Origin of the sequence: Kitasatospora sp. NBC_01250 (assembly GCF_036226465.1) — a bacterium.
Lineage (GTDB): Bacteria > Actinomycetota > Actinomycetes > Streptomycetales > Streptomycetaceae > Kitasatospora.
On the sequence record NZ_CP108476.1, the window covers coordinates 6,906,771 to 6,921,444 of the forward strand.

A 14,674-nucleotide genomic window follows, 5' to 3' on the forward strand; every position below is an offset into this window, starting at 1 on the left:
GGCGGGGTGCCGGATCCCTTGACAACTGGTCATGTCCAGGCCAAATTTGCGGGACCCCCACAGCTGAGGAGTCCCGCCGTGCAGATCTCCCGCGCCCTGCCCAAACCCCTGGCCGCCGCGGCGGTCGCCGCCCTGCTCGGCGGCGCGAGCGCGCTGGCCGGCGCGGCGCCCGCCGGTGCTGCCACCCCGGCCCACGCCCCCGCGGTGACCGTGAGCTTCGCCGGCACCGTCGCGCTGGACGACTGCTCCGGCTCGGTGGTCCGACTGCCCAACTCCCAGGCCGGCGACCCCGCGTTGGTGCTCACCAACGGCCACTGCCTGGAGACCGGCATGCCGGATCCCGGTCAGGTGATCGTCAACCAGCCGTCGAGTCGCACGTTCACCCTGCTGAACGCCTCGGGCCGGGGCGTCGCCACGCTGCGCGCGAGCAAGGTCGTCTACTCCACCATGACCGACACCGATGTGACGCTCTATCAGCTGGGCACCAGCTACGCGTCGATCCAGCAGCGCTACGGCATCAGCCCGTTGACCATATCGCCGGACCACCCGACGGCCGGAGCTTCGATCAAGGTGGTCTCCGGCTACTGGAAGACCACCTACTCGTGCTCGATCGACGGCTTCGTCTACCAGCTCCACGAGGGCGACTGGGTCTGGAAGGACTCGGTCCGCTACACCTCCACCTGCAACACCATCGGCGGCACCTCGGGCTCGCCGGTGATCGACACCAGTACCGGTCTGCTGGTCGCGGTCAACAACACCGGCAACGAGGACGGCGAGACCTGCACCGTCGACAACCCCTGCGAGGTCGACCAGAACGGCAATGTGACGGTCCATCAGGGCACCAACTACGCCGAGGAGACCTACCTGCTGGACGCCTGCTTCGATCCCGGCAACAAGCTCGACCTCGGCCTGCCCGGCTGCGTGCTGCCCCAGCCGCAGTAGCTGCGGTGCGCCGGGCCCGGCTCAGGCCCCGGTCGGGATGCCCTCGTCCGGGCGGACCAGCTTGAGCGGCAGGTGCGAGTTGACCTGGGCGATCCCCGGCAGCCCGCAGAGCACCTCGGTGTGGAAGCGCTCGTAGGCGGCCAGGTCGGCCACGGCGACCCGGAGCAGGTAGTCCGGGTCGCCGAACAACCGGTGCGCCTCCACCACCTCGGGCAGCGCCGCCACCTGCCGCTCGAACTCGGTGACCGTCGGCTTGTCCTCCTGGCGCATCACCACGGTCACGAAGGCCTGGAGGCCGAGGCCGAGCGAGGCTCCGTCCAGCAGTGCGCGGTAGCCGCGGATCACCCCGTCCTGCTCCAGCTGGCGCACCCGGCGCAGGCAGGGTGAGGGGGTCAGCCCCACCCGATCGGCCAGCTCGGCGTTGCTGAGACGCCCGTCCTGCTGGAGTTCGCGCAAGATTCTGCGGTCGATGCGGTCCATGGCGCACTATCCTGCCATGCTCGCCGGTGGAGCCGCATGAACGGGGCATCGGCTGCTAGCGCCACTCCGCTAGCGTCGCCCCCATCATGGACACGCACCTGCTCCTGCTCTTCCTCGGCGTCGACCTGCTGCTGGTCTGCACCCCCGGTCCCGACTGGCTCTACGTGGTCGCCCGCAGCCTCGGCCAGGGCCGCCGCACCGGTCTGACCGCGGTCGCCGGCATCTGCGCCGGCTACGCCGTGCACACCCTGCTCGCGGCTGCCGGCCTGGCCGCCGCGCTGCGCGCGATACCCGCGGCGCTGCCCGCGCTGCGCTACGTCGGCGCCGCCTACCTGGTGCTGATCGCGGTCAACATGCTGCGTGCCGCCCGCCGCGGCACCCCCGCCCTGGCCGCCTCCGCCGCCGGCCGCTCGACCGCCGCCGTGCTGCGGCAGAGCCTGCTGACCGCACTGCTCAACCCCAAGGGCCTGCTGCTCTACCTCTCCCTCATCCCGCAGTTCATCTCCCCGCACGCCGCGCTGCCGATCGGCGGCCAGGTGGCCGTGCTCGGCGCCTTCAACATCCTGGCCTGCGCGGGCATATACGGCGCGGTGGCACTGCTCGCCGGCCGCGCCGGCGGCTCGCTGGCAGGCTCCGAACAGGGCGCCCGCCGCGTCTCCACCGCCTCGGCCGTCCTGCTGCTCGCCGTGGCCGCGGTGACCGCCACGACGTAGGGCTTGCCGGACAAGCCCTGGCAACCTGGTCAAGTCCCGGTGCTTCCAGGCGGATTACTGGTCGGGCGGTCCGTGTCCTGACAGACTCTGCTCGCGTGGACACCAGTACCTACCGGATGGTCGTCACCAGCGGACTCGACCACCTCGGCAGCTGCGCCGTCGCCGACGAGCGGCTGCGCGGCTGGCTGGGCGAGGCCGGCTACGACACCGGCGCCGCGGCGGACGGGCCCGGGCGGGTCCGCCTCGCGCCGGGGGCCTGGCTGGACGCCGATGCCGAGGCCGACCGCACCGGCGCGTACACCCGTTGGCGCCTGCGGGAGAGCGGTCCCGAGGGGCTGCGGCAGACCACGCTGCTGGTCCGGGCCAGGCCAGGGGCGGCCACGCCCCGGGTGTGCCTGACGGCCGAGCAGCTGCCCGCCGCGCCCGGTGCCCGTCCCGGCTGGTCCGAGGCGCCGACGCTGGTTGGCCCGCTGCTGGCGGGGTTGGCGGCCCGCGACGGCCGGGTGGCGGTCACCGCGGGGCCGCGCCCGCTCGGGCCGGCGGACCTCGACCGGTTGCTGGCCGAACTGCGCGACCCGGAGCGGCGGTTGCCGATCGTGCTGCTCGCCACCGCGCCCCCGGCGGCCGAGGCGCTGACCCGCCACCTGCCGGGCCTGGCGGTCTGCTACCTGCTGACCCCCGAGGCCCGGGCCGCCGTCAACCAGGCGCTCGCCCACCACCAGGTGCCCAGCGGCGGAGCCCGCAGCTACCTGCCCGGCGTCGAGCCGGACCAGGCGGCCGACGGGTTCCGGCACCCCGCAATGCCGCGCCCCGGACTCGGCGAGGACCTGGAGCGGGTCGGCCGCCTGCTGGCCCGGCTGCCCAGGCGGCTGGCCGCCCGTGCCCCGCTGCCCGCCGAGCTGGCCACCGTCCCCGCGCTGCACGGCCGCCCGCAGCCGCCCGCCGTCGCGAGCCGGGCCGAGCTGGAGCGGCTGCGCGAGGAGAACGCGCTGCTGAACGGGCTGCTGGAGGAGGCCGGCCACGAGGAGAGCGCGCGGCGCGGGGAGATCGGCGAGCTGCGCCAGGAGCTGCGCGCCCAGGAGGAGCACGCCTTCGAGCTGAGCGTCGAGCTCGCCGAGCAGGCCGAGGAGCTGCGGCGCACCAGCGCCCAGCTGCGCGACCTGCGGCGCGGGCCGGCCGATCCGCACCAGGCCGATCCGCACCAGGCCCGCCCGGCCCCGTGCGCCCACCCGGCCCCGTACGCCGACCCCGCCCCGCACCCCGCGCACGGCAACCCGGGCGGCTTCGCGGCGCTGCTGGAGCGGATCGCCGAACTGTCCGAGCTGCGCTTCACCGGCAGCCGCCGGATCACCGTGGAGCTGGACGCCCAGGTGCTCGGCCCGCACTGGGCCGCCACCGCCTGGGACGCGCTGCTGGCCCTGCAGGACTACGCGCGGGCCCGCCGCGAGGGGGCGCCGGTGCGCGACTTCCTGCACTGGTGCCGGGAGACCCCGGCGGGCGGCCACCGGTTCCCGCCCGGCAAGGTGGTGCGCGACGAGTCGCCGCAGACCGCCGGGCGCCGCAGCTGGCGCCGGCAGCGCACCTTCCCGGTGCCGGTGGCGGTGGACCCGAGCGGCGCCGCCTTCATGGGCGCCCACCTGCGGATCGGCGCGGGCAACAGCAAGGCGCCGCGGCTGCACTTCCTGGACGACAGCCCGCACGGCGGCCGGATCTACCTCGGCTACCTCGGCCCGCACCTCGCCAACACGCTCAGCGCCGGGATCTGAGGACCTGGGCGGCGGGTCAGTCGAGCCGAGCGCCCAGCATCCGCAGCACCAGGTCGCCGTAGCGGGTGCCCAGCTCCTCGGGGCTCTCGCTGCTGCGCTCGTTGTACCAGCGGGCGACGTCGATGCCGAGCGAGGTGACGGCGCGGGCCGCGGTGCGGGTCTCGACGACGCTGAAGTGGCCGGCCGCCACGCCCTCCTCGATCAGCTGCTTGACCGACTCCTCGATCCGCCGGCGCAGCTCGGCGACCTCGGCGAAGTCCGCCTCGGGCAGCGCGCGCAGCTCGTAGTTGACGATCCGGCCCACCGTGTGGCCGCGCGCGTGCCAGGCGGTGAACTCCTCGACCAGCTGCCGCATCCGGGAGCGCGGGTCGCCCTCGCCCGCCACCGCCTGCTCCACCAGGGCCAGGGTGGCCGCGTGTCCGTGCCGGCTGATCTCGGCGAGCAGCGCGGCCTTGGAGGGGTAGTGGATGTAGAGCGCGGCCGGGCTCATCCCGGCGGCGGTGGCGATGTCGCGGGTGGTGGTGGCGTGGAAGCCGCGGGAAGCGAAGGAGTCGACGGCGGCGAGCAGCAGTCGGCGCGCGGCCTCGGGGCGCTCCCCGGGCCACAGCTCGGCCAGGTGCTGCGCGGTGGTCATGGGCGACATCCTCGCACGGGCGGCGCGCTGTTCCCGGCGCCGGAGTGTTGACAGTGTGCCCCGGGGCCCAGATGCTAAGCAAGCGCTTAGTTACTAGTTGAGGACGGCCATGACGCTTTCGTTCAAGGGACAGGTGGCCGTGGTCACCGGTGCGAGCCGGGGCATCGGCCTGGCAATCGCGCGCGAGCTCGTCGCCCACGGGGCCCGGGTCTGCATCACCGCCCGCAACCCCGAGCCGCTCGCCGAGGCGGTCAAGGACCTCGGCGGTCCCGAGCACGCCATCGCGGTGGCCGGCAAGGCGGACGACCCCGAGCACCAGCAGGCCACGGTGGACCAGGTGATGGCGGCCTTCGGCCGGCTCGACCTGCTGGTCAACAACACCGGGATCAATCCGATCTTCGGCCCGGTGCTGGAGACCGATCCGGCCGCCGCCGCCAAGATCCTGGCCGTCAACGTGCTCGCACCGCTCGCCTGGACCAGGCTCGCCCACCGGGCCTGGATGGGCGAGCACGGCGGCGCGGTGGTCAACGTCTCCTCCATCGCGGGCCTGCGCACCTCGCCGGGCATCGGGATGTACGGGGTCAGCAAGGCCGCGCTCTCCCGGCTCACCATGGAGCTGGCCGGCGAACTCGGACCGGACATCCGGGTCAACGCGGTGGCGCCCGCCGTGGTCAAGACGAAGTTCGCCGAGGCGCTGTTCAGCGGGCGCGAGGAGGAGGCGGCGGCGCCCTACCCGCTCAAGCGGCTCGGCGTGCCGCAGGACGTGGCGGGTGCGGTGGCCTTCCTGCTCTCCGAGGACGCGGCCTGGATCACCGGGCAGACCCTGGTGCTGGACGGCGGCGTGACCCTGGGCGGCGGGCTGTGACGGCGCGGCCCGGTGGCCCGCTGAGCGGCCGGCGCTGCGTGGTGACCGGCGCCGGGCGCGGGATCGGCGCGGCGCTGGCCGAGGCCTTCGTGGCCGAGGGGGCCCAGGTGGTGGTCAACGACCTGGACGCCGAGGCGGCCCGGGCGACCGCCGCCCGGCTGGGCGCGGTGGCCGTGCCCGGCGACGCGGCGAGCCGCGAGGGCGTGGCGGCGCTGATCACGGCGGCCCGCGCCGAGCTCGGCGGCATCGACGTGTACTGCGCGAACGCCGGGGTCGGCACCAGCGGGGGCGCGGACGCGCCCGAGTCCGCCTGGAGCGCGGCCTGGGAGGTCAACGTGATGGCCCACGTCCGGGCCGCCGAGCTGCTGCTGCCCGAGTGGCTGGAGCGCGGCGAGGGCCGCTTCCTCGCCACCGTCTCGGCCGCCGGCCTGCTCACCATGCTCGGCTCGGCGCCCTACTCGGTCAGCAAGCACGCCGCGCTCGCCTTCGCCGAGTGGCTCTCCGCCACCTACCGGCACCGCGGCGTGCGGGTGCACGCGCTCTGTCCGCAGGGCGTGCGCACCAAGATCCTCGAGGAGGCGGGCGCGGTGGGCGAGGCGCTGATGGGCGCCACCGCCCTGGAGCCCGCGGCGGTGGCCCAGGACGTGCTGCGGGCGATCGCCGAGGAGCGGTTCCTGATCCTGCCGCACCCCGAGGTGGCCGCCTACTACGCCAACCGCGCCACCGATCCGGACGGCTGGCTGGGCGCGATGAACCACCTGCAGCGCAAGATCGTGGAGGGGCAGGCATGAGGGCGTGGCAGGTGGGCGAGTTGGGGCTGCCGCGCGAGGTGATGCGGCTGGTCGAGGACGCGCCGGTGCCCGTCCCGGGTGAGCACCAGGTGCTGGTGAAGGTGCGGGCGGCGGCGGTCAACTTCCCGGATGCGCTGATGTGCCTGGGGATGTACCAGGTGAAGCCGCCGCTGCCGTTCACCCCGGGCGTCGAGCTCTGCGGCGAACTGCCCTCCGGCGAGCTGGTGATCGGCAATCCGGTGGCCGGCACGGGCGCGTTCGCCGAGTACGCGCTGCTGGACGAGCGCGCGCTCTTCGCGGCACCCGCGGCGCTGGACGAGGCGCAGGCCGCCGCGCTGCACATCGGCTACCAGACGGCCTGGTTCGCGCTGCACCGCCGGGCCGCGCTGCGGGCGGGGGAGACCCTGCTGGTGCACGCGGCGGCCGGTGGCGTCGGCAGCGCGGCCGTGCAGCTGGGCAGGGCGGCCGGGGCCCGGGTGATCGGCGTGGTCGGTGGTGCCGAGAAGGCCGCCGTGGCCAAGGAGTTGGGCTGCGACCTGGTCGTCGACCGGACGGCCGAGGACTTCGTGGCCGCCGTCAAGGAGGCCACCGGCGGGCGCGGCGCGGACGTGGTCTTCGACCCGGTGGGCGGCGACGCCTACACCGGCTCGACCCGGTGCGTCGCCTTCGAGGGCCGCATCGTGGTGGTCGGCTTCGCCAGCGGCAGCATCCCGACGCCCGCGCTCGGGCACCCGCTGGTGAAGAACTACTCGGTGCTCGGGCTGCACTGGGGCCTCTACGCCACCAAGGACCCGGCGGCGGTGCGGGCCGCCCACCAGGAGCTGACCGAGCTGGCGCAGGCCGGCCTGGTGCGCCCGCTGGTGAGCGAGCGGCTGGCCTTCGAGCAGGCGGCGGACGGCGTGCAGCGGGTCGCCGAGGGACGGACCACCGGGCGCGTGGTGATCCTGGTCTGAAGACCGGCGATGGACCGTCGATGCCCCGGGGAGCAGCTCCCCGGGGCATCGCCGTGCTCACCGTGCTCAACGCACGTGTCAGCCAGGCAGGTCCGCCAGCTCGGCCAGCCTGGCGCGGTGGTGGCCCGGCGTGCCGAGCGCCAGTTGGTCGGCCTTGGCCCGCTTGAGGTAGAGGTGGGCCGGGTGCTCCCAGGTCATCCCGATCCCGCCGTGCAGCTGGATGCACTCCTCGGCGGCCCGCACCGCGACCGTGCCGCAGTGCGAGGCGGCCACCGCGACCAGCAGCGGCGCGTCCGCCGCCCCGCTCGCCAGCGCGTCGGCTGCCGCCCGGGCGGCGGCGCGGGCGCCGACCACCTCCAGCCAGAGGTCCGCCAGACGGTGCTTGAGCGCCTGGAACGAGCCCAGCGGGCGGTTGAACTGCCGCCGCTCGCGCAGGTATGCGACCGTGCTGCTCAGGCACCACTCGGCGATCCCCAGCTGCTCGGAGGCGAGCAGCCCGGCCCCGGTGAGCAGCGCCCGCTCCAGCACCGTCGGGTCCTCGGTGACCAACTCGCCCGGGGCGTCGTCGAGGACGACGTCCGCCAGCGGCCGGGTCAGGTCCAGTGAGGTGCGCGGCACGACGGTGAAGCCGCGCTCCACCACCCACAGCGATCCGCCCGCCGCCGGCACCACCAGCAGGTCGGCGGTGAGCGCGTCGGCCACCGAGGTGACCCGCCCGGTCAGCCGGCCGCCCGTCGCCCGCACGCTCGGTGCCCCGCCCGAGAACGGCACCACCAAGGTCCCGGTCCGCTCGCCCGAGGCCAGTCGCCCGTCCTCGGCGCCGAGCGCCGCCGTCGCCAGCACCGCGCTGCCCAGGAACGCCGTGGGCGCCACCGAGCGACCCAACTCCTCCATCACCACAGCGACTTCGCGCAGCGAGCCGCCGGCCTGCGGATCCTGCAGCCCGGCCGCGCCCAGCTCCACCGCCAACGCCCGCCACAGCGCCGGGTCGTAGCCCTGGCCGGCCGAGACCCGGGCCAGCACCGCCTCGGCCGGGCTGCGGTCGTGCAGCAGGTCGCGCACGCTGGCCCGCAGCTCCTCCTCGATCTCCGAGTACAGCAGGTTCACCGGGACAGCTCCTTCCACGGGACGTCCTTGTCGGTGCGCGGCTCGGGCGGCAGGCCGAGCACCCGCTCGGCGATGATGGTGCGCAGGATCTCGCTGGTCCCGCCCTCGATCGAGTTGCCCTTGGCCCGCAGGTAGCGGTAGCCGGCCTCGCGGCCGTTGAAGTCCACGAGTTCGGGGCGGCGCAGCGTCCAGTCGTCGTAGCCCAGGCCCTCCTCGCCGAGCAGTTCGACCTCGAAGGCGGTCAATTGCTGGGCCAGCCGGGCGAAGCCGAGCTTGCCGCCGGCGCCCTCGGGCCCGGGCTGGCCGGCCGCCAGCTGCTGGCGCAGCCGCTCGCCGGTCAGCCGGAGCACCTCGGCGTCCACCCAGTGCTGCAGCAGCCGCTGGTGCAGCTCGGCGGTGCGCAACTCGGGCCGCTCGCGCCAGGTTTCGGCGACGATGCCGATCAGGCCGCCCTCCCGCGGGGTGCGCTGGCCGCCGATCGCCACCCGTTCGTTGTTCAGCGTGGTCGTGGCCACTCGCCAGCCCTCGCCGACGGCGCCGAGCCGGTCGGTGTCGGGGATCCGCACGTCGGTCAGGAAGACCTCGTTGAACTCCGCCTCGCCGGTGATCTGCCGCAGCGGGCGGACCTCCACACCGGGGTCGGTCATGTCGCAGACGAAGTAGGTGATGCCCTGGTGCTTGGGCACCGCCGGATCGGTGCGGGCGATCAGGATCGCCCAGCGCGCGGTGTGCGCGGAGGAGGTCCACACCTTCTGGCCGTTGACCAGCCAGCTGCCGTCGGCGTCGGGCACCGCGCGGGTGGCCAGCGCGGCCAGGTCGGAGCCGGCGCCGGGCTCGCTGAAGAGCTGGCACCAGACCTCCTCGCCGGTCCACAGCGGCCGCAGCCAGCGGTGCTGCTGCTCGGCGGTGCCGTAGCGCAGGATGGTGGGCGCCGCCATGCCCAGGCCGATGCCGATCCGGCGCGGGTCGTTGTCCGGCGCACCGGCGGCGGCCAGCTCGGCGTCCACCACGGCCTGCGACGCGCGCGGCGCGCCGAGGCCGCCCAGCCCGACGGGGAAGTGGACCCAGGCGAGGCCGGCATCGAACCGTGCGCGCAGGAAGTCGAGCCGGTCGACCTCCTGCGGCGGGTAGGCGGCCAGCAACTCCTGGACCCGCGCCCGCAGATCGTCCTCGCTCACCCCTGGTACCTCCTCAGCTCGCGGCGCGCCAGCGAGCGCCGGTGCACCTCGTCCGGTCCGTCGGCCAGCCGCAGTGTGCGGTTGCCCGCCCAGAGCTGGGCCAGCGGGGTGTCCTGGCTGACCCCCGCCGCGCCGTGCGCCTGCACGGCCTTGTCCAGGATCCACTCGACGGTCTGCGGGACCGCGATCTTGATCGCCTGGATCTCGGTGTGCGCGCCCTTGTTGCCCACGGTGTCCATCAGCCAGGCCGTCTTGAGCACCAGCAGCCGGGCCTGCTCGATCCGCACCCGGGACTCCGCGATCCAGTCCTGCACCACGCCCTGCGCGGCCAGCGGCTTGCCGAAGGCGACCCGCTCGGTGACCCGGCGGCACATCAGCTCCAGGGCCCGCTCGGCGATCCCGATCGCCCGCATGCAGTGGTGGATCCGCCCCGGGCCGAGCCGGGCCTGGGCGATCGCGAAGCCCGAGCCCGGCTCGCCGATCAGGTTGGCGGCCGGCACCCGGACGTCCTCGAAGAGCACCTCGGCGTGGCCGCCGTGGTCGCGGTCCTCGTAGCCGAAGACCGTCATCGCCCGCTTGACGGTGACGCCCGGGGTGTCGCGCGGCACCAGGATCATCGACTGCTGGCGGCGCGGGTCGCCGTGCGGGTCGGTCTTGCCCATCACGATGAAGATCCGGCAGTCGGGGTTCATCGCCCCGGTGATGTACCACTTGCGGCCGTTGACCACGTAGTCGCCGCCGTGCCGCTCGATCCGGGTCTCGATGTTGGAGGCGTCCGAGGAAGCCACCTCCGGCTCGGTCATCGCGAAGGCGGAGCGGATCTCGCCGTTGAGCAGCGGCTCCAGCCACTGCTTGCGCTGCGCCTCGTCGCCGAACTGCGCCAGCAGCTCCATGTTCCCGGTGTCGGGGGCCGCGCAGTTGACCGCGGCGGGCGCCAGCAGGATGCTGCGGCCGGTGAGTTCGGCGAGCGGCGCGTACTGCAGGTTGGGCAGCTCGCAGAAGAGGTTCCACAGGCCCTGCGCCCGTGCCTCCTGCTGGAGTTCGCGGACGACCGCCGGCGTCGACCAGTCCTCGTTGACGACCAGGCGCGACTCGGCGGGGTAGACGTGTTCGGTGAGGAAGGCCGAGAGCTGTTCGCGCAGCTCCTCGGTGCGGGCGTCGAAGGCGAAGTCCATGCGGGTCAGCGCTCCTTGAGTGCGGTCAGGCCGTGCGCGACGAAGAGCGGGACCAGCTCGCCGACCCGGTCGAAGCCGGCCCCGACGGTGCGCCCCTGGCCGTAGCGGAAGTGGATGCCCTCCAGCACCACGGCGAGCTTGAACGAAGCGAAGGCCACGTACCAGTCGACGGCGGCCACGTCCCGCCCGGAGCGGCCGGCGTAGCGGTCGATCAGCTCGGCGCCGGACGGGAAGCCGGGTGCCAGCGCGACGCCCGGGATCACCCCGGCGAACTCGGCGGCCAGTTCGGTGTACATCACCAGCAGCCCGAGGTCGGTGAGCGGGTCGCCGAGGGTGGACATCTCCCAGTCCAGCACGGCGGTGATCCGGTCGTCCGGGCCGACCAGCACGTTGTCCAGCCGGTAGTCACCGTGCAGCAGGGTGGGCGCGGGGGAGGGCGGCAGGGTCGCGTCGAGCTTGGTGGCCAGCTCGTCGATGCCGGCCACCTCGCGGCTGCGGGAGGCCGCCAGCTGCTTGCCCCAGCGCTGCACCTGCCGGGCCAGGAAGCCCTCCGGTCGTCCGAAGTCGGCCAGCCCGACTTCCTGCGGATCGACGCCGTGCAGCGCGACCAGCGTGTCCACCAGGTGGTCGGCCAGCGCGCGCACCCGGGCCGGGCCGAGCGCGGCCAGCGCCGCACTGTCGCGGTGCGCGGTGCCCTCGACGAACTCCATCAGGTAGAACGGCGCGCCGATCACCGACGGGTCCTCGGTCAGCCGCACCGCGCGCGGCACCGGGACGGGCGAGTCGGCGAGCGCGCCGATCACCCGGTACTCGCGGGCCATGTCGTGCGCGGTGGCCAGCACGTGCCCCAGCGGCGGGCGGCGCAGCACCCAGCGCCGCTCGCCGTCGGTCAGCCGGTAGGTCAGGTTGGAACGGCCGCCCTCGATCAGCTCGGCGCTCAGCGCTCCGGTGCCCAGGTGGGCCCGGAGGGCGGCGAGGTCGAGTCCGGGGGGATTGTCGGTCATGGCATCCTCGGCGAGAGTGGGACTGACTAAGCGCTTGCTTAGCCTCTCGCTCCTGGCGGGGGATGTCAACGAAAACAGCGGGGCCGCGCCCACCCGTGGTGGACGCGGCCCCTGGCTCCGCCGGACTTCTCAGTGCCCGTCGGAGCGCTTGCGGTGCAGCACGAAGCTCTCCATCGGGCTGATCGACCCGTCCGGCTGGGCCACCCGGTAGTAGGTGACGTGGATGCTGGTGGTGCCGCCCGGCTTGGTGCCCGGGTCCACGGTGAAGGCGGCGAAGCCGTAGGCGTGGTCCAGGTCCCGCACGCCGATCCACGGTGCGTCCTCGTGCACGTACACCGGTGTGCGCTTGCCGTTGGCGCCCACCGCGCCGACCCCGGTGATCACCTTGGCCTGGGCGGGCTTGAAGAACTGGCTGTTGCTCGGCGAGGAGTTGCCGCCGCCGCCCAGCACCATGTGCACGGTGCCCTGCGAGGTGTCCATCACGTCGGTGGCGGTGGAGACCGGGTTCGGCGTCAGCGTCTCCGAGCCGGAGACGGTGCCGCGCACCGGCAGCGAGCGCTCGTAGTCGTGCTCGTGGCCGCAGACCACCAGGTCCACCTGGTAGCGGTCGAAGAGCGGCCCCCACTGCTCGCGTACGCCGCGGTCGGCGCCGTTGGCGTCCGAGGAGCTGATGACGACCTGGTGCATGCAGACCACCACCCAGTCGATCGAGCGGTCGGCCCGGGCCTTGGCCAGGTCCTTCTCCAGCCAGGCGCGCTGGGCGCCGCCGCTGTAGCCGTGCACGTAGGCGTCGCCGGCGTCCTGGTAGGCCACGTCGTCGTTCTGCAGCACCACCACGTGCACCGAGCCGACCGTGAAGGAGTACCACAGGCCCTTGGTCTCGTCGTCCCCGCCGTTGTCCGGCAGGTCGAAGCGGGTCTGGAAGGCGGTGAAGCCGATCGGCCCGTTGGACTTCTCGTTCTCGTGGTTGCCGGCCGCCGGCATCCACGGGCGGTAGCGCGCCGAGCGGGTGTTGTTGGCGAAGAAGCCCTGCCAGGTGCGCAGCCGGTCCGGCGAGATGTTGGCGTAGCACAGGTCGCCGTTGAGCAGGTGGAAGAGCGGGTCGACCTGCTCGATGCCGGCCACGATGTCCGCCGAGGCGGGCGAGGCTATGCCGCTGGGCACCGAGGTGTAGCCGCCCTTGCCGTCCGGCTGCCAGGTGGTGTTCGGCACCGCCTGGTCGCCGAAGCTGGTGAAGGTGAACGGCTGCCGGCCGCGCGCGGCGGTGCGGAAGGTGCCGGCGTCCGGACGGCCGCCGTCGTGCAGGGCGACGTAGGTGTAGTAGGTGCCGGGCTTGAGGTTGGTCAGCCGCGCGTGGTGGGTGTGGACGACCCGGTTGCTGATGCCGTCGGTGTAGGTCCGGGTGTCGGCGGCCACGGTGTGGCCGAAGCCGCCCTCCAGCGTGCCGAAGCGCACCCGGGGGTTGCGGACCTGCCCGTCGGTGGTCCAGGAGACGCTCATCTGGCGGGTCGGGTCGGCGCCGAAGGTCAGGTGCAGCCCCTCGACCGCCGGTGCGCCGAGCGACTCGGGCCGGGTGAGCAGCAGCGGGGAGCCCTGGCCCTGATCGGGCGCGGCGCCCGCGCCCGACCCGTCGTCGGCCGACGCCTGCGTCGCACCGAGCAACGGCCCGGCGGTCAGCGCGGCACCGCCCACCCCGGCCGTCAGTCGCAGCGCGGCCCGCCGGCTCACGCTGCCGGCGCCACTGTGCTGCTCGGGGGCGTCATGGGACTGCTCCACGGAAACTCCTCGTCTGGGGGGTCGTTGACGGCCGTTCACGCTAGCGGCCGCCTACACCGCCCCGGTGAACGGAGTTCGGCGCCGCCCTGAACGCTTGGAGGGTCTGTCGGCGGGGGTTACAGTGGTTCCCATGCGCACGCCGATGCTCCCGATCAGCTGGTGGCCGTCCTAGGACGGCCGCGCATCCCGCATGCCCTGGGCCGTCCGGACGGACGGCCCTTCTGCTTGCTCCACCGCACGGGCCCACGCCGGACGGCCAACCCCGTGCCACCCCACAGGAGAAGCAGATGACCATCCAGCCCCGCCCGCGCGTGCTGACCGGCGACCGTCCCACCGGCCCGCTCCACCTGGGCCACTACTTCGGCTCGTTGCAGAACCGGGTCCGCCTGCAGGCCGAGGGCGCCGAGCTGTTCGTGGTGATCCCCGACTACCAGGTGCTCACCGACCGCGACGTGGCGGACCGACTCGCCGAGTACGTCGAGGAGTTGCTGCTCGACTACCTGGCGGTGGGGATCGACGGCGAGCGCGCGGTGATCTTCACACACAGCTCGGTGCCCGCCCTCAACCAACTGCTGCTGCCCTTCCTCTCGTTGATCAGCGCCGCCGAACTGCACCGCAACCCCACGGTCAAGGACGAGATCGCGCACTCGCGCCAGTCCCAGGTCAGCGGCCTGATGCTGACCTATCCGGTGCACCAGGCCGCCGACATCCTGTTCTGCAAGGCCGCCCTGGTCCCGGTCGGCCAGGACCAGCTGCCCCACCTGGAGGTCGCCCGCACCGTCGCCCGCCGCTTCAACGCCCGCTATCCACATGGTGGTTCGCCGCTCTTCCCGGAGCCACAGGCCCTGCTGTCGGCGCTGCCGCTGCTGCTCGGCACCGACGGCGGCAAGATGAGCAAGAGCCGCGGCAACGCGATCGCCCTGGGGGCCAGCGCGGACGAGACGGCCCGCCTGCTGCGCGGCGCCAGGACCGACACCGACCGCCGGATCGGGTACGACCCGCTGCGCCGCCCCGAGGTGGCCAGCCTGCTGCAACTGGCCGCCCTCTGCCAGGGCCGCGACCCGCAGTCGGTCGCCGAGGAGATCGGCGACGGCGGTGCGAGCGCCCTCAAGGCCGTGGTCATCGAGGCGGTCAACGAGTACCTGCGCCCGATCCGCGAACGCCGTGCCGCCCTCGAAGGCGACCGCGGCCACCTGCGCACGGTCCTGGCTCGCGGCAACGCCCGCGCCAACGAGGTCGCCGAGGCGACGCTGGCCGAGGTGACGCGGGCGATGGGGATGCGGTACTGAG

The 14,674-nt window shown here is 73.9% G+C and carries 14 protein-coding genes; 7 read left to right on the forward strand and 7 right to left on the reverse strand.

The annotated features are described in order from the left end of the window. Positions 1–96: 96 nt before the first annotated feature. Entirely contained in the window at positions 97–942 is an 846-nt protein-coding gene (locus OG500_RS29325; RefSeq protein ID WP_442789370.1) for a trypsin-like serine peptidase, read from the forward strand. Positions 943–963: 21 nt separating this feature from the next. Here the strand turns inward: OG500_RS29325 and OG500_RS29330 are convergent, their stop codons facing one another. After that, a complete protein-coding gene (locus OG500_RS29330) occupies positions 964–1,422 on the reverse strand; it encodes an Lrp/AsnC family transcriptional regulator (protein ID WP_327069844.1) in 459 nt (152 codons plus the stop codon). Between the two features lie 86 nt (positions 1,423–1,508). Between OG500_RS29330 and OG500_RS29335 the strand changes: the two genes are divergently transcribed. Next, a complete protein-coding gene (locus tag OG500_RS29335) occupies positions 1,509–2,135 on the forward strand; it encodes a LysE family translocator (protein ID WP_327069845.1) in 627 nt (208 codons plus the stop codon). 95 nt (positions 2,136–2,230) lie between these two features. After that, positions 2,231–3,901, forward strand: coding sequence for a hypothetical protein (locus OG500_RS29340; protein WP_327069846.1), 1,671 nt, complete (start codon positions 2,231–2,233; stop codon positions 3,899–3,901). A 16-nt stretch (positions 3,902–3,917) separates the two neighbouring features. Here OG500_RS29340 and OG500_RS29345 read toward each other — a convergent pair whose 3' ends face one another. Further along, complete coding sequence (locus tag OG500_RS29345) at positions 3,918–4,535, reverse strand: TetR/AcrR family transcriptional regulator (protein WP_327069847.1); 618 nt, start codon at positions 4,533–4,535, stop codon at positions 3,918–3,920. Between the two features lie 109 nt (positions 4,536–4,644). On the opposite strand from OG500_RS29345, the gene OG500_RS29350 reads away from it, so the two are divergent. Genes OG500_RS29350 through OG500_RS29360 form a run of 3 tightly spaced genes read left to right on the forward strand, consistent with a single transcriptional unit; the run spans position 4,645 to position 7,144 of the window. Next, positions 4,645–5,400 (forward strand): SDR family oxidoreductase, encoded by a 756-nt coding sequence (locus OG500_RS29350; protein WP_327069848.1) that lies wholly within the window; start codon positions 4,645–4,647, stop codon positions 5,398–5,400. Further along, entirely contained in the window at positions 5,397–6,191 is a 795-nt protein-coding gene (locus OG500_RS29355; protein ID WP_327069849.1) for an SDR family oxidoreductase, read from the forward strand. Before OG500_RS29350 ends, OG500_RS29355 begins: the two co-directional genes overlap by 4 nt. After that, positions 6,188–7,144: an NADPH:quinone oxidoreductase family protein gene (locus tag OG500_RS29360; RefSeq protein WP_327069850.1), complete on the forward strand. Its 957-nt coding sequence runs from the start codon at positions 6,188–6,190 to the stop codon at positions 7,142–7,144. The genes OG500_RS29355 and OG500_RS29360 overlap by 4 nt, the downstream gene beginning before the upstream one ends. Before the next feature lie 78 nt (positions 7,145–7,222). Here the strand turns inward: OG500_RS29360 and OG500_RS29365 are convergent, their stop codons facing one another. The 5 genes from OG500_RS29365 to OG500_RS29385 all read right to left on the reverse strand — a co-directional run bounded on the left by OG500_RS29365 (position 7,223) and on the right by OG500_RS29385 (position 13,384). Continuing rightward, positions 7,223–8,251, reverse strand: coding sequence for an acyl-CoA dehydrogenase family protein (locus OG500_RS29365; RefSeq protein ID WP_327069851.1), 1,029 nt, complete (start codon positions 8,249–8,251; stop codon positions 7,223–7,225). Then, on the reverse strand, positions 8,248–9,429 hold the full coding sequence (locus OG500_RS29370; RefSeq protein ID WP_327069852.1) for an acyl-CoA dehydrogenase family protein: 1,182 nt from the start codon (positions 9,427–9,429) through the stop codon (positions 8,248–8,250). The genes OG500_RS29365 and OG500_RS29370 overlap by 4 nt, the downstream gene beginning before the upstream one ends. After that, positions 9,426–10,604: an acyl-CoA dehydrogenase family protein gene (locus tag OG500_RS29375; RefSeq protein ID WP_327069853.1), complete on the reverse strand. Its 1,179-nt coding sequence runs from the start codon at positions 10,602–10,604 to the stop codon at positions 9,426–9,428. The genes OG500_RS29370 and OG500_RS29375 overlap by 4 nt, the downstream gene beginning before the upstream one ends. A gap of 5 nt (positions 10,605–10,609) precedes the next feature. Further along, a complete protein-coding gene (locus OG500_RS29380; protein ID WP_329584471.1) occupies positions 10,610–11,608 on the reverse strand; it encodes a phosphotransferase family protein in 999 nt (332 codons plus the stop codon). A 129-nt stretch (positions 11,609–11,737) separates the two neighbouring features. Next, entirely contained in the window at positions 11,738–13,384 is a 1,647-nt protein-coding gene (locus tag OG500_RS29385; RefSeq protein WP_327069855.1) for a purple acid phosphatase family protein, read from the reverse strand. A gap of 287 nt (positions 13,385–13,671) precedes the next feature. Between OG500_RS29385 and trpS the strand changes: the two genes are divergently transcribed. Further along, a complete protein-coding gene (gene trpS, locus OG500_RS29390; protein WP_327069856.1) occupies positions 13,672–14,673 on the forward strand; it encodes a tryptophan--tRNA ligase in 1,002 nt (333 codons plus the stop codon). Position 14,674: the final 1 nt, after the last annotated feature.

What these genes read in the sequence shown, in the direction of transcription:
- OG500_RS29330 (WP_327069844.1), bottom strand. Translation starts at nt 1,422, where the DNA reads ATGGACCGCATCGACCGCAGAATCTTGCGCGAACTCCAGCAGGACGGG.
- OG500_RS29335 (WP_327069845.1), top strand. Translation starts at nt 1,509, where the DNA reads ATGGACACGCACCTGCTCCTGCTCTTCCTCGGCGTCGACCTGCTGCTG.
- OG500_RS29345 (WP_327069847.1), bottom strand. Translation starts at nt 4,535, where the DNA reads ATGACCACCGCGCAGCACCTGGCCGAGCTGTGGCCCGGGGAGCGCCCC.
- OG500_RS29350 (WP_327069848.1), top strand. Translation starts at nt 4,645, where the DNA reads ATGACGCTTTCGTTCAAGGGACAGGTGGCCGTGGTCACCGGTGCGAGC.
- OG500_RS29360 (WP_327069850.1), top strand. Translation starts at nt 6,188, where the DNA reads ATGAGGGCGTGGCAGGTGGGCGAGTTGGGGCTGCCGCGCGAGGTGATG.
- OG500_RS29375 (WP_327069853.1), bottom strand. Translation starts at nt 10,604, where the DNA reads ATGGACTTCGCCTTCGACGCCCGCACCGAGGAGCTGCGCGAACAGCTC.
- OG500_RS29380 (WP_329584471.1), bottom strand. Translation starts at nt 11,608, where the DNA reads ATGACCGACAATCCCCCCGGACTCGACCTCGCCGCCCTCCGGGCCCAC.
- trpS (WP_327069856.1), top strand. Translation starts at nt 13,672, where the DNA reads ATGACCATCCAGCCCCGCCCGCGCGTGCTGACCGGCGACCGTCCCACC.